The organism is Streptomyces sp. NPDC013187 (assembly GCF_042899705.1).
Taxonomy (GTDB): Bacteria; Actinomycetota; Actinomycetes; order Streptomycetales; family Streptomycetaceae; genus Streptomyces; species Streptomyces hawaiiensis_A.
Map to the genome: position 1 here is coordinate 15,020 of NZ_JBIBAF010000007.1, position 12,570 is coordinate 27,589.

Here is a 12,570-nt window from a genome sequence, read left to right on the forward strand (position 1 = left end):
CTTCAAGATCAGGACACCGTGTCCGCCGTTCGGGCGAAACGCGACCGCCTTGAGTGAGCCCACGCCCCGCCATTGACCTGCGTCAGCGGCGGGGCGCAGTGCTGGACACCCACGGATGGTCGTTGGCGGCCCTCTGCCACGGGGCTACTGTCTGCCGCGTTCCAAGTCCGCCAGCGGAAGGAGAGCGGCTTCCCGTGGGGTCCCATCGCCGCCTTGCACCGTCCGGGTTCGACCGGGGCGCCGGTGCCGCCGTCAGCATCCTGTCCGTAGCGGCCGCCGCCCTGGGCGCGGTACCCGCCGGCGCCGCACCGCACGACGACACCCGGGCCACGGTGGACCGGCTCTACGAGCAGGCGGAGAAGGCGACCGAGGCGTACAACAAGGCCGACGAGCGCGCCGACGAGCTGCGCGAGCAGGCCGGCACCGCCCGGGACCGCGTCGCCCGACAGCAGCAGCGCGTCAACAGCCTGCGCGAGACCCTCGGTTCGCTCGCGGGCGCCCAGTACCGCTCGGGCGGCATCGACCCGTCCCTCGCCCTGCTGCTGTCCGACGACCCTGACGACTACCTCGACCACGCGTCCCGGCTCGACCGCCTCACCGCCCGCCAGGCCGGTGAGCTGAAGGAACTCCAGGACGCCCTGCGCGAACTCGCCCAGGACCGCGAGGAGGCAGCCGGGAAGCTTCGCGAACTGGAGAAGAGCCGCACGGCCGTCGCCGCCCACAAGAAGACCGTGGAGCGGAAACTCGCCACGGCCCGGCGACTGCTCAACTCCCTGCCGGACGCCGAGCGCGACGCCTACGGCCGTGCCTCCCGCTCCGGCCGCCCGGGCATGCCCGACTTCGGCGGCGCCACCGCCGCCTCGGGACGCGGGTCAGCCGCCGTCGCCGCCGCCCGCAGCGCGCTCGGCAAGCCCTACGTCTGGGGCGCCAACGGGCCCACCGGCTTCGACTGTTCGGGTCTGATGCAGTGGTCGTACGCGCAGGCCGGGGTCGCCCTGCCGCGCACCTCGCAGGGCCAGCGGTACGCCGGCCGGCAGGTCCCGCTGTCCGAGGCACGCCCCGGCGACCTGGTCCTCTACCGGGGCGATGCCAGCCACGTCGGGATGTACATGGGCGACGGCCAGGTCATCCACGCGCCCTACCCCGGCGCGCCCGTGCGCTACGACCCGGTCGGGATGATGCCCGTCTCCTCGGTCACCAGGGTCTGACCGGCGCGGCCCGGCGCCCGTACGATCGGGGACGTGGCTGGTCGAAGGTCTGGTGCTGCGGCAGGCGACGTCTGCCCGTCAAGGGCCGGGCGTCGCGACGGGGCGCATGGTGCCTGCCGCGGCACCGGGTCCGCGCTGGTGGCGCTCGTCGTGCTGCTCGTCTTCCTGGCCGGGTGCGGCGGCCGGCCTGCGGCCGACCGCGCCACGGCGGACGTCCAGCGCCTCCTGGACCGGCGGGCCGCCGCCGTCGTGGACCGCGACGAGCGGGCCTACGAACGGACGGGCAGGGGGACGGATTTCGCCAGACTGCGGGCGGTGCCCGTGGCCGCGTGGTCGTACCGGGTGACCGCGGTGCGCCGCACCGGCGACACGGCCACCGCCGACGCCGAACTGCGCTACCGCGTCGCCGGGTACGACCAGGCGCCGGTGACCGCGGGGCGCACCCTCCGGCTGGGCCGGGACGCGGACGGGAAGTGGTCCGTCGACACCGACCGGCCCGCGAAGAAGTCCGCACAGCAGCTGTGGGACCAGGGGGCGGTGCAACTGGTCCGCGGACGGCACAGTCTCGTCCTGGGAGTCGGGCAGTCCGGGCAGGCGCTGCGGGACTTCGCGGACCTGGCCGACCGCGCCGTACCGGCCGTGTCGGACGCGTGGGGCACGGACTGGAGCCGGCGAGTCGTCGTGCTCGTGCCGAAGTCGGTGGAGGGGATGGCGGGGCTGCTCGGCTCACCCGCCTCCTCCTACCGCGGGATCGCGGCGGTCACCACCGGCGAGACCGGGGCATCGGCCCGGGCGCCGGCGGACCGGATCATCGTCAATCCGGACGCGTTCGCGCTCCTCGGCGGTCTCGGCGAGCAGGTCGTCGTCACCCACGAGACCACCCATGTCGCCACCCGCGCCCGGACCACGGCCGCCACGCCGCTGTGGCTGTCCGAGGGGTACGCCGACTGGGTCGGCTACCGAGCCGCCGGCCGCACTCCCGCCGAGGCCGCGCCGGAACTGTCCCGGGCCGTCCGCGAGGACCGGCTCCCCACCGCACTCCCCGACGACGAGGACTTCGGCTTCACCGGCGACGCGAGCCGCCTGGCCCGTTCCTACGAGAGCGGCTGGACGGCGTGCCGGCTGATCGCCGACCGCTGGGGCGATGCCCGGCTGGGCGCGTTCTACCGGGCCGTCGGGGAGCACCGGGAGCGGGCCGGGGCGGTGGAGGCCGCGATGCGGAAGGTCCTGGGGACCACTCCGGATGCCTTCACGGCGGACTGGCGGGCGTATCTGCGGGACCAGCTGGGCTGACCGTGCTGCTGGCCGCCGGCGCCCCCTAGGGTCATGGCGGCCTTCGGCGCCGGGCCCGCCATCGCACACGAGGGCGTGCTGTTCCCGCGCTGCGTCGGGCCCTACCTCGTGCTGATGGCGGGTCTGATCGCGCTCGGCGGTGTCTTCGAGGGCAGCGGAGAGGCCCCTGCGCTGCTGCGCGTCACCGCGCTGGGGACAGTGGTCCAGCTCGCGCTCGCGTACGCACTGACGGGGCTGGGGCTCCACGGGGTGTGCCTGGCGCCGGCGTTCGCGGCGGCTGTGCAGTGTGCCCTGGTGCGGCTGCTGTTCCGGCGGGCCCCGGTTCAGGAGGAGACGGGGGTCTCGTCCGTCCGGGCCGGCTGAGGGGGTACGGGGGCCGGCGGTGTGACGGACGGTACGGTCGCCCGCCACAGGGCTCGGGCCGCGATCAGCGCGGCGGCCACCAGGAGTCCGTTGCGCAGGAACAGCAGGGTGAGGCCGAGGCCGTCGCTGGCGACGACGTTGGCGAAGTAGAACGGGAACTCCAGCACCGTCACGAAACACGCCACCAGCACCAGGGCGACCGGCAGCCGCATCCGGCTGCCCGGGAAGTACAGGCACACCGCCGCGAGCCCCACCAGCCACACCATGTACTGGGGGCTGATCACCCGGCTGGTGGTGGTGAACATCAGCACCGCCACGAAGGCAGCGTCGGCGAGCGTGTGCTCCTCGAAGCGCCGGGCCAGCAGCCGCCACAGCACCAGCCAGCCGAAGGCCGCCCCCGTCAGGAACAGCGCACCCGTGCTCACCTCGCTCACATACGGCCCGAGGAACTCGATCGAGCCGTAGTTCAGCCTCACCTCGCCCTGCCAGCCGAAGTGCCGGGCGACATGGAAGACCAGTGCGCCCAGCGACTCCACCTCGGTGCCCCGGTCGCGCTGGAAGGTCAGGAACGCGAACGTGCCCGGCATGGCCAGTGCGAACCCGGCCGTCACCGCGATGCCGGTCAGCAGGGCCGAGACCCAGGCGCTGCGGCGGCGGGCGGCCAGGAGCAGCATCGCCGGCCAGACCTTCAGCAGCGCGCCGAAAGCGGCCAGGGCGCCCATGGCCCTCGGGTGCCGGGCGCCCGCGAGCAGCGCGGCCATGGCCACCGCAGTGACCATCACGTCGTAGCGGGCGTACACCGTCGGCCCGAGCAGCGGTACGCCGATCACCCACACCCAGGCGCCGCGCAGCGACCGGCCCGAGCGGCGTCCCGCGTACGCCATGAGGGCCAGCACGGCCAGGTCGGTGACGCAGACCAGCACGAAGAAGGCCGTCGCGTAGTCCAGGAAGGGCAGCAGGCCGGGGGAGAGGATCGCCAGCGCGGCTGCGGGCGGGTACTGCCAGGTGACGTCGGCCAGCGGGAAGGTCCCGGTGCTCAGGACGCGGTACCAGCCCTGGTAGATCACGTGGACGTCGCTCGTGACGTCCGGCCCCGGGAAGACGTACACCTTCAGCACGAACAGCAGCAGCAACAGCCTCGTGAGACACCAGACCACCGGCAGCCATGCCAGGGACCGCCTCGTGCCCGTCGTCTTCACGTGATCCCTGCCCGTTCGCGTGCCGTGTTGATGGGGCCATGATGGGCCCGCAGGCTGTGAGCGTGCCATATGTGCTTCCGCACAGGGCGGTGAGGGCGGTTCGGTAGGGTCGGCGGCGTGCGCAAGACCCTGATCGTGACGAACGACTTTCCGCCCAGGCCCGGGGGCATCCAGGCGTTTCTGCACAACATGGCGCTGCGGCTGGATCCGCAGCAGCTGGTCGTCTACGCCTCGACCTGGAAGCGGACCCGGGAGGGCGTCGAGGCGACCCGCGCCTTCGACGCCGAGCAGCCCTTCACCGTCGTACGGGACCGTACGACCATGCTGCTGCCGACGCCCGGCGCCACCCGGCGGGCCGTCGGCCTGCTGCGGGAGCACGGCTGCACCTCGGTGTGGTTCGGGGCGGCGGCCCCGCTCGGCCTGATGGCCCCGGCGCTGCGCGCGGCGGGCGCCGAGCGGCTGGTCGCCACCACGCACGGCCACGAGGCCGGCTGGGCGCAGCTGCCCGCCGCCCGGCAGTTGCTGCGCCGGATCGGCGACGCCACGGACACGATCACCTACCTCGGCGAGTACACCCGCTCGCGCATCGCGACCGCGCTGACCCCGGACGCGGCCTCGCGCATGGTGCAGCTGCCGCCGGGTGTCGACGAGAAGACCTTCCACCCCGGCTCGGGCGGCGACGAGGTGCGGGCCCGTCTGGGCCTGACGGACCGCCCGGTGGTGGTGTGCGTCTCCCGGCTGGTGCGGCGCAAGGGGCAGGACACCCTGATCCGCGCCATGCCCCGCATCCTCGCGGCCGAGCCCGACACCGTCCTGCTGATCGTCGGCGGCGGCCCCTACGAGCAGGACCTGCGGCGGCTCGCGCACGAGATCGGCGTCGCCTCCGCCGTCCGCTTCACCGGTGCGGTGCCCTGGTCCGAACTGCCCGCCCACTACGGCGCCGGCGACGTCTTCGCGATGCCCTGCCGCACTCGCCGCGGCGGCCTCGACGTCGAGGGCCTCGGCATCGTCTACCTGGAGGCCTCGGCGACGGGCCTCCCGGTCGTGGCCGGCGACTCGGGCGGCGCCCCGGACGCGGTCCTCGACGGCGAGACGGGCTGGGTGGTGAGGGGCGGTTCCGCGGAGGAGGCCGCCGACCGCATCACCGTCCTCCTCGGCGACGCCGAGCTGCGCCGCAGGATGGGCGAGCGGGGCAGAGAGTGGGTCGAGGAGAAGTGGCGCTGGGACCTGCTCGCGGAGCGCCTCGAGGACTTGCTGTAGAGCAGTCGCCCTCCAGGGGCGCGGGGAACCGCGCAAGAAGCCACAAGCGATCCGCACCCGCCCACAAGGATCAAGTGGCACCCCACTAGGCGGAATCCAATAATCCGCCGATGCTGCGCGCATGACAGTAAAACTGATGCAGCGTCAGCTGACAAGACGTCACATCCTGGGCATGGCCGCCCTGCAGACCGCAGCCACCCTCGGCTTCACCCGCATCGGCCTCGAAAGCGCCCGGGCCACCCAGCCCGACGCGGCCGACACCGCCCCCGCGATCGTCGTCGGCTCCGGCTACGGCGGCGCGGTGGCCGCCCTCCGCCTCGCCCAGGCCGGCATCCGCACGATCGTCCTGGAGATGGGCCGCCTCTGGAACACCGCAGGCCCCGACGGCAAGGTGTTCTGCACCACCAGCGCCCCCGACCACCGCTCCATGTGGTTCCGCACCCGCACCGAGGCCCCCCTCGGCACCTTCCTCTGGCTGGACGTCGTCAACCGGGACATCGGCCGCTACCCGGGCGCCCTGGACCGTGTGCACTTCGACCAGATGTCCGTGTACGTCGGCCGGGGCGTCGGCGGCGGCTCCCTGGTCAACGGGAGCATGGCGGTCACCCCGCCCCGGTCGTACTTCGCCGAGCAGTTCCCCACCGTCGACGCCGACGAGATGTACGGCACGTACTTCCCGCGCGCCCGCGCCGCCCTCGGTGTGAACACCGTCGACCCGGCCTGGTTCGAGTCGACGGAGTGGTACCGCTTCACCCGCGTCTCCCGCAAGCACGCCGAGAAGACCGGTCTGCGGACCACCTTCGTGCCGAGCGTCTACGACTTCGGCCACATGGAGCGCGAGGCGGCCGGCACCGCCCCGAAGTCGGCACTCGGCGGCGAGGTCATCTACGGCAACAACCACGGCAAGCGCAGCCTCGACAAGACCTACCTCGCCGCCGCGCTCGGCACCGGCAACATCACGATCCACACGCTGGAGAAGGTGCGCGCGATCAGCCGCGCGCCGGACGGGACCTGGGTGCTGACCGCCGACCGCATCGACGAGACCGGCAAGGTCGTCGAGACCAGGGAGTACGGCTGCACGTACCTCTTCCTCGGCGGCGGCAGCCTCGGCACCACCGAACTGCTGCTGCGCGCCCGGGAGACGGGCACCCTGCCCGCGCTCGACGCCGGTGTCGGGGCCGGCTGGGGCACCAACGGCAACGTGATGCTGGGCCGCGCCAACCACCTGTGGGACACCGTCGGGGCGAACCAGTCGACCATGCCGGTCATGGGCATCGACGACTGGGCGAACGCCGCCAACCCGGTGTTCGCCGAGATCGCCCCGCTGCCGACGGGCCTGGAGCACTGGGTGAGCCTCTACCTGGCGATCACCAGGAACCCGGAACGGGCGTCCTTCTCCTACGACACCGGCTCGGACCGGCTGCGGCTCGGCTGGACGGCCGCCCACAGCGCGGTCTCCGTCGCCATGGCCAAGAAGCTCTTCGACCGCATCAACGCGGCCAACGCGACGATCTACCGGTACGACCTGTTCGGCTCGAAGAACAAGGTCTTCGCCGACGACTTCACCTACCACCCGCTGGGCGGCTGCGTGCTGAGCCGGGCGACGGACGACTACGGGCGGGTCAAGGGGTACTCCCGGCTGTACGTCACCGACGGCTCGCTCGTGCCCGGATCGCTCGGGGTGAACCCCTTCGTCACCATCACCGCGCTCGCCGAACGGACGATGGCGCGGGTGCTCGCGGAGGACATGGCGGCCTGAGAACGGTCCGGCCGCGCCTCACATGTACTGGAAGTACCGGTCGTACCAGGCTGGCGGCAGATCGTCTTCCTCTTCTTCCTCCTCGTCCGCGGACGAGGCCGCCGCCAGCGCCGCCAGAAGCGCCTCGCCGGCCTCGTCGTCTCCCAGGTGAGTCGGTCCGTCGTACGGCTCCATGAGCAGTGCGATGGGCACGTAGACGCAGCCGAGTTCCGTGCACAGCTCGTCGAGCCAGGTCACGAACTCGTCGTCCAGGCCTTCCTCACAGCCGGGCAGACCCCATCGCCTTCCCGTTCCGGCGGTGACGAAGGGACCGAAATTGCTTATCAGCACCCACAGGGGTCGGCCCGTCCCCGTGGCCTCAGCAGGGACCGAGGCGGCACCGAGGAAGCTCGAGTCCTGCCCCATGCCGGCCGACACGGACGGTCCGAACCGCCCCTCCAAGGCGTCGGCGAACCGCCGAAAGCGCTGCCGGGCGGCTGGAACGTCGTAATTCCGGGGCATCTCCCGGTGTTCGGGGTCGGGATCGTCCAGCTCGCGCAGGAGCTCCCGGAGGCGGTCGAGGGGAAGCATGGCGGTTGCCCTTCGTGGTATTTCGCCGTACGCCGGCACTCAAGGGGTGATTCTCGTCCGGACACGCGGCCGGGGCCCAGCCAGTTCTGGCCCCGGCCGCGCGCATCACTCCGTCGGGCACTCCTTCGATGGCGACGGGTACGCGCTGATGACGCGGTACATCTTGCTCTTGTACCGGGTGACGATGCACAAGAACTTCTCGCCACCGTCTCCGATCGCTTCCCCGTATTCGACCGGGAAGACCTTGTTGCCCCGCTTGAGGATCGGGTCGCCGCGCTTCTTCCAGGCGTCGTCGATCAGCGCCAGGAGCTGGCCCTGGTCCTTCTGCTTGAAGACGCCGTGCCGCGGCTTGTCCGGTTTGGGCCGCGTGTGCTCCATGACATGGTCGATGCGGTGCCTGGTCGCGCTTTCCCGCATGTACACCAAGCCGCCCGGCGACTGGAACACGTCGTTGCCCATGTTCTGGAAGCCCACCGGACAGCTGATCGAACTCGCCGCCCGTGCGAGCGACATGGCGCGCAGCGACCGCGCGCACATCGCGAACGCCGGGTTCTTGCCGAACAGCTTGCGGAAGAAGTCGTCCGCCTTGGTGCCCCACTTGCCGAACTTGACGCCCGCGGCGCCCCACCCGGCGAACGGCACGGCTCCGGCGCAGGACAGCCCCGCGTCGATCTTCTTGTCCTCACCGAAGTACCAGGCACAGTTGACGCCGTCGGCGGCCTCGCCGAAGCCAGGAATCAGGCCGAGGACGTCGAGGGTGAAGTGGCCGCCCTCGGAGAACAACTGCCCCCAGTCGATCTCGTTCAGCTTGGCCATGTACTCCGCGAACTCCTCGTCCTCCCTGAGCAGAGCGCGTTCCTCGTTCTCGGCGACGACGTCCGCGAAGTGCTTGCGGATCTCCTCCTGGAGCTTGCGGAACGCCACGTCGCCCGCCGCGTCCGCCGCCTTGCTCGCGGCGTCCGCGTCCTTGCCGGCCTCGATCGACGAGGCGTACGCGGCGTCCGCCGCGGCCCAGGCGTCGCTCGCGGAGACCTGTGCCGCGGCGGCGGACGCCGTGGCACGGTCGGCCGACAGGTCGGCTGAGCGCGCGGCCTGCTTCGCGTCGGCTTCGGCGGCCCGGGCCTTCTTGGCCGAGGCAGCGGCGTCGGCCGCGGACTTCTCCGCCGCGTCGGCGTGCGCGTCCGCCTCCTTGGCGAACTCGCCCGCCTGTCTCGCCGACTCCCGCGCGTCGCTCGCGTGCTTCGCCGCGTCCTCCGCCGCCTTGATGGCCTCGGCCGCGACCTTGGCGGCCAGAGCGGCGTCCTGCTGTGCCGTCGCCGCGATCTTCGCGGCCCCGGCGATCAGACCCTGGACCCTGGACACATGGGTCGCGGTGAGCTTGTCCTGGCGCGCCGCGCGGTACTGCTCGACCTCGATGAACCGGTGCAGCACCTGCGGCGGTCCGGCCACCGCCACGTCGGCCGCGGCCTTGAGCTCCGGTCCGCCCGTGCTGCGCAACTGGACGGCCCGGACCCGCTCGTCGCTCGTCCGGGCCGTGTAGTACCCGGTGTGGATGAACGCCCGCATCTTGTCGGCGGAGCCGGAGTCCAGGGCCTCCTGGCCGGCCTTCTTCACCGCGGCGCCGGCGTCCTGCATCAGCTGGGTGACCCGGATGCGGTAGTCGTTGCGGGCCGCTTCGTGCTGACCTGTCGCGATGAAGGCGCCGATCTGTGCCGCGTCGCCGTTCAGCGCGGTCTTGGCCGCCGTACGGACGGTTTCGTACTCCGACTGCCACGCCAGGTTGACCGTACGCGCGTACTCGTCGCGCTGGGCCGCTTCCTTCAAGCCGGAGCGGATGTACTCCACGACCAGTGCGTCCGAGCCCGCCAGGGCGGCCTCGGCCGTGGTGGCGCTCCACGGGCCGCGGGTCTTGGCGGCGTGCAGTGCGATCTTGCGGGCCTTGGCCGCGGCGGTCGGCAGGTCCACGCCCGGCGCGTTCACCTCGGAGGCCAGACGCACCGCCTCCTCGTCGGCCGCGCGGCTGTCCGCCGCGGCCTTCTGTTCACGCGCCTTGCGTTCGTCGTCCGCGGTCTTCAGGGCCTTGGCCGTCTCGACCTCGGTGTACCGGCGGTCGGCGAGTTCCTCCGTCTCCACTTCCCGAGCCAGGTCGAAGGTGTTCTTGGCCTTGACCACGGCCGCGGTCGCGGCGTCGGCGGCCTTCTTGGCCTCGGTGGCGTGCTTCTTGGACTCGGCGGCGGCGGTGGCGGCTTCACCGGCGTTCTTGGCCGCCTCTTCGGCGGCCTTGCCGGCGTTGCGGGCGTGAACGGCCGCGGAGTTGGCGGCGTCCCGGGCCTCCCGGGCGGCCTGGGCTGCCTTCCCCGCCAGGGTCACCGCCCGGTTCGCGGCACGGGTTGCCTCGGCCGCCTGCCGCCGGGCATCGGCGGCAGCGTCCCGGGCCCGCTGGGCCTGGGCGGCGGAGACGTTGGCGTGACCGCTGGCCTCCTGTGCCGCGGCCGCCGCGCTGTCGGCGTTGGCGCCCGCGCCGGCGGCGGCCTTCGCGGCCTTGCCGGCCTCGTCGGCCGCGGTCGCCGCGTGGTCGGCGGCCTTGGCGGCGGTCTCCGCGCCTTCGGCCGCAGCGTAGGCGCCCTTGGCGGCCTTGCGCGCGGCGTCCGCCTTGCCCGCGTTCGTGGCGGCGTCGGCGGCGGCGCTGCGGGCCCGGGAGGCGGCCTGGGCGGCGGCAGCGGCGGCGGAGGCCGCCTGGGACGCGGCGTTGGCGGCGATCCGTGCCGAAGTGTTGGCGGCGCGGGCGGCGCTGATGGCCTCCTGGGCCGCCTTGGCGGCCCCATGGGCGGCGTCGGCGGCCCGGCCGGCGGCGTTGGACGCCTTGGTCGCGTCGTCCTTGGCGGCCGCGGTCTCGGCAGCGGCTTTCTGCGCGGCTTCCTTGGCCAGCTTGGTCGCCGCGATGGCGCGTGCGGAGGCTTCCTTGGCCGCCTCGGTCTCCTCCCGTGCCTGCCGGCCGGCCTCCTTCACCAGGGCGACCAGGTCCTCGACGGTGGCCTGTTCCTGGTCCCGGGACCGGGCGATGTGCTGGCCCACCGTCAGGAAGTCGGTGACGTCCTCGGGCGTGCCGTTCAGCGCAGCCTGCGCGGCCTCGCGGGTGGCGGGCCCGCCCGTGCTGAGGATCTGCACGACCTCCACGCGCTCGTCGTTGCGCCGGGCGTCGTACTGGCCTTCCGCGATGAAACGCCGCACGTCCTCGGCGGTGCCGTTCAGGGCGGCCTGGCCGGCCTGCTGCACCTCGGGCCCGCCGGTGCTGACGATCTGGACGGCGCGGACCCGCTGGTCCTGCTCCAGCGGTGCCCGCCAGCCCGACTTCAGGAAGGTGTCCAGGTCCTGAGGTGTCCCGGCCAGCGCCTTCTCGGCGGCCTCGCGCACACCCCGGCCGCCGGCCGAGAAGACCTGCACTGTGGACACCCGGTCGTCGGACAGCTGGGCGACGGCACGCTCACTTTCGAGGAAGGCGCGCACCTGGGCGTCCGTGCCCAGCAGCGCCGCCTCCGCGGCGGCCTTCACACCGGGTCCGCCTGTTTTCCAGGCCTTCAGGACCTCCCCTCGCGGCGTGGCGGGGATGTGGTCGGTGCTCGTCTCTTCGGGGTCGACGGCTTCGGCTGCCGCCGCATGGGCCGGGACGCCGAGCAGACCGACGGTGAGGGACAGGAAAAGGGCCAGGCAAAGCGCCCGGGCGGAATGTTGTCCGACGTGTGCGTGTTGGTTTCTCCCGGCCAACCGGAATATGCCGGTCCGGGCTCCGGATCTCTCAGTCAAGGAACAAGCACCCATTTCGTTTCTGGTCAACCGACGGACCAGTCACCGAACTTCGGCCTCACTGAGAATACGCCGTGATTTCCAGTCTCCTATTTCGTGCGCAACGCGGGCAGACGGTTTTCGGACGCACGCGCGCGGAGCGCCAGGCTGTGACTTCAGCCACACGAAACGACAGTGAAGGCTCAGTAAAGCGCCGGCAAATGTGGCATAAATGAGCCGTTAAGGTGTCGTACGCATACGAAAAATGTGACCAAAGAGTGTAAGTCACGTGTTTCACTCGTGGGGTGTTTACGTGGTGATTACTTGCTACCGTGCGATCGCCGCCGGGACCGGGCGGCTGTGAAGGGGGCGTTTCAGCGACCACGCAGGAACGCGTTCTGGGGGAACGAGGGGGAGTCGTGCCACCGGGTTGAATTCCCGGTGTTTTCGCGCGCATCGCCATCTGCCTGCGTTCCTGGATCCTTTCTCGGCATGCCGTTCCGGCATGCCTGCGGTGCCGATCGACGTCTGTTGCCCGGCCCGTATTCACATGCTCTCGCGTGTCGCTTCCCGGAAGGAATCCTCCGTGATATCCAGAGCCCGAAAAGTCCTGCTCGCCGCCCTCATGGTCGGCGCGGTGGCAGCCGGAGGCACCGCTCTGGCCACCGCCGTCCCGAGCGTGGCCCCCGGAGTCGCTGCCGGAGCCCAACCGCCGGTCGCGGTCGAGGACTTCGCCTACCCGGACGCGGACCGGATCCTCGCCGAGCAGGGCATCGCCCTCAAGCGCGGCGACGGTCGCATTACCCTGGCCACCTGCAACGAAGCCGCTGATCAGATCAAGGTCATGACCCGGGTCGGCGCCGGCGAGTTCTGCTTCAAGGCCACGCACACCACCGGTCATCTCACCCTCGAACTGCCCAACGTTTTCGGCATCCAGACGGAGAGTCACCCGGTACGGGCCGAGCTGACCGCCGAGGGCAAGAGCCAGACGGTCGACGTCCCGAAGAACGAACTCAAGGGCGTCGGCGAGGGTTTGGGCGAGCCTCCCGCCGTGCTCCTGGAGATCCGCGTCACCGGCTGATCCACGTGCTGAGACCGCACCCGCCCACCGCACGGCGGCCGCGTACGGCCACCG

9 protein-coding genes are annotated in these 12,570 nt (G+C 72.0%); 6 read left to right on the plus strand and 3 right to left on the minus strand.

Features of this window, described 5'->3' with window-relative positions:
• Positions 1 to 194: 194 nt before the first annotated feature.
• The 3 genes from ACFY5B_RS15730 (at position 195) to ACFY5B_RS15740 (ending at position 2,864) form a co-directional block, all read left to right on the plus strand.
• The gene (locus ACFY5B_RS15730) at positions 195 to 1,208 is read left to right on the plus strand and encodes an NlpC/P60 family protein (protein ID WP_389969244.1); all 1,014 of its coding nucleotides are present in this window, start codon (positions 195 to 197) and stop codon (positions 1,206 to 1,208) included.
• A 135-nt stretch (positions 1,209 to 1,343) separates the two neighbouring features.
• Entirely contained in the window at positions 1,344 to 2,501 is a 1,158-nt protein-coding gene (locus tag ACFY5B_RS15735) for a hypothetical protein (RefSeq protein ID WP_389969920.1), read from the plus strand.
• Positions 2,502 to 2,534: 33 nt separating this feature from the next.
• Complete coding sequence (locus ACFY5B_RS15740) at positions 2,535 to 2,864, plus strand: hypothetical protein (RefSeq protein ID WP_389969246.1); 330 nt, start codon at positions 2,535 to 2,537, stop codon at positions 2,862 to 2,864.
• On the opposite strand, the gene ACFY5B_RS15745 is transcribed toward ACFY5B_RS15740, so the two are convergent.
• Positions 2,825 to 4,063, minus strand: a complete 1,239-nt coding sequence (locus ACFY5B_RS15745) for a glycosyltransferase 87 family protein (RefSeq protein WP_389969248.1) — start codon at positions 4,061 to 4,063, stop codon at positions 2,825 to 2,827. The genes ACFY5B_RS15740 and ACFY5B_RS15745 overlap by 40 nt on opposite strands.
• A gap of 117 nt (positions 4,064 to 4,180) precedes the next feature.
• Between ACFY5B_RS15745 and ACFY5B_RS15750 the strand changes: the two genes are divergently transcribed.
• Together ACFY5B_RS15750 and ACFY5B_RS15755 are read left to right on the plus strand one after the other, a co-directional pair.
• Positions 4,181 to 5,323: a glycosyltransferase family 4 protein gene (locus tag ACFY5B_RS15750; protein WP_389969250.1), complete on the plus strand. Its 1,143-nt coding sequence runs from the start codon at positions 4,181 to 4,183 to the stop codon at positions 5,321 to 5,323.
• A gap of 172 nt (positions 5,324 to 5,495) precedes the next feature.
• Positions 5,496 to 7,082, plus strand: a complete 1,587-nt coding sequence (locus tag ACFY5B_RS15755; RefSeq protein WP_389969922.1) for a GMC oxidoreductase — start codon at positions 5,496 to 5,498, stop codon at positions 7,080 to 7,082.
• 18 nt (positions 7,083 to 7,100) lie between these two features.
• Here ACFY5B_RS15755 and ACFY5B_RS15760 read toward each other — a convergent pair whose 3' ends face one another.
• Together ACFY5B_RS15760 and ACFY5B_RS15765 are read right to left on the minus strand one after the other, a co-directional pair.
• Positions 7,101 to 7,652 (minus strand): hypothetical protein, encoded by a 552-nt coding sequence (locus tag ACFY5B_RS15760; RefSeq protein WP_389969252.1) that lies wholly within the window; start codon positions 7,650 to 7,652, stop codon positions 7,101 to 7,103.
• Positions 7,653 to 7,757: 105 nt separating this feature from the next.
• Positions 7,758 to 11,417: an ALF repeat-containing protein gene (locus ACFY5B_RS15765; protein WP_389969254.1), complete on the minus strand. Its 3,660-nt coding sequence runs from the start codon at positions 11,415 to 11,417 to the stop codon at positions 7,758 to 7,760.
• Between the two features lie 604 nt (positions 11,418 to 12,021).
• On the opposite strand from ACFY5B_RS15765, the gene ACFY5B_RS15770 reads away from it, so the two are divergent.
• Positions 12,022 to 12,516 (plus strand): hypothetical protein, encoded by a 495-nt coding sequence (locus ACFY5B_RS15770; RefSeq protein ID WP_389969256.1) that lies wholly within the window; start codon positions 12,022 to 12,024, stop codon positions 12,514 to 12,516.
• The last annotated feature ends 54 nt before the right edge of the window (positions 12,517 to 12,570 follow it).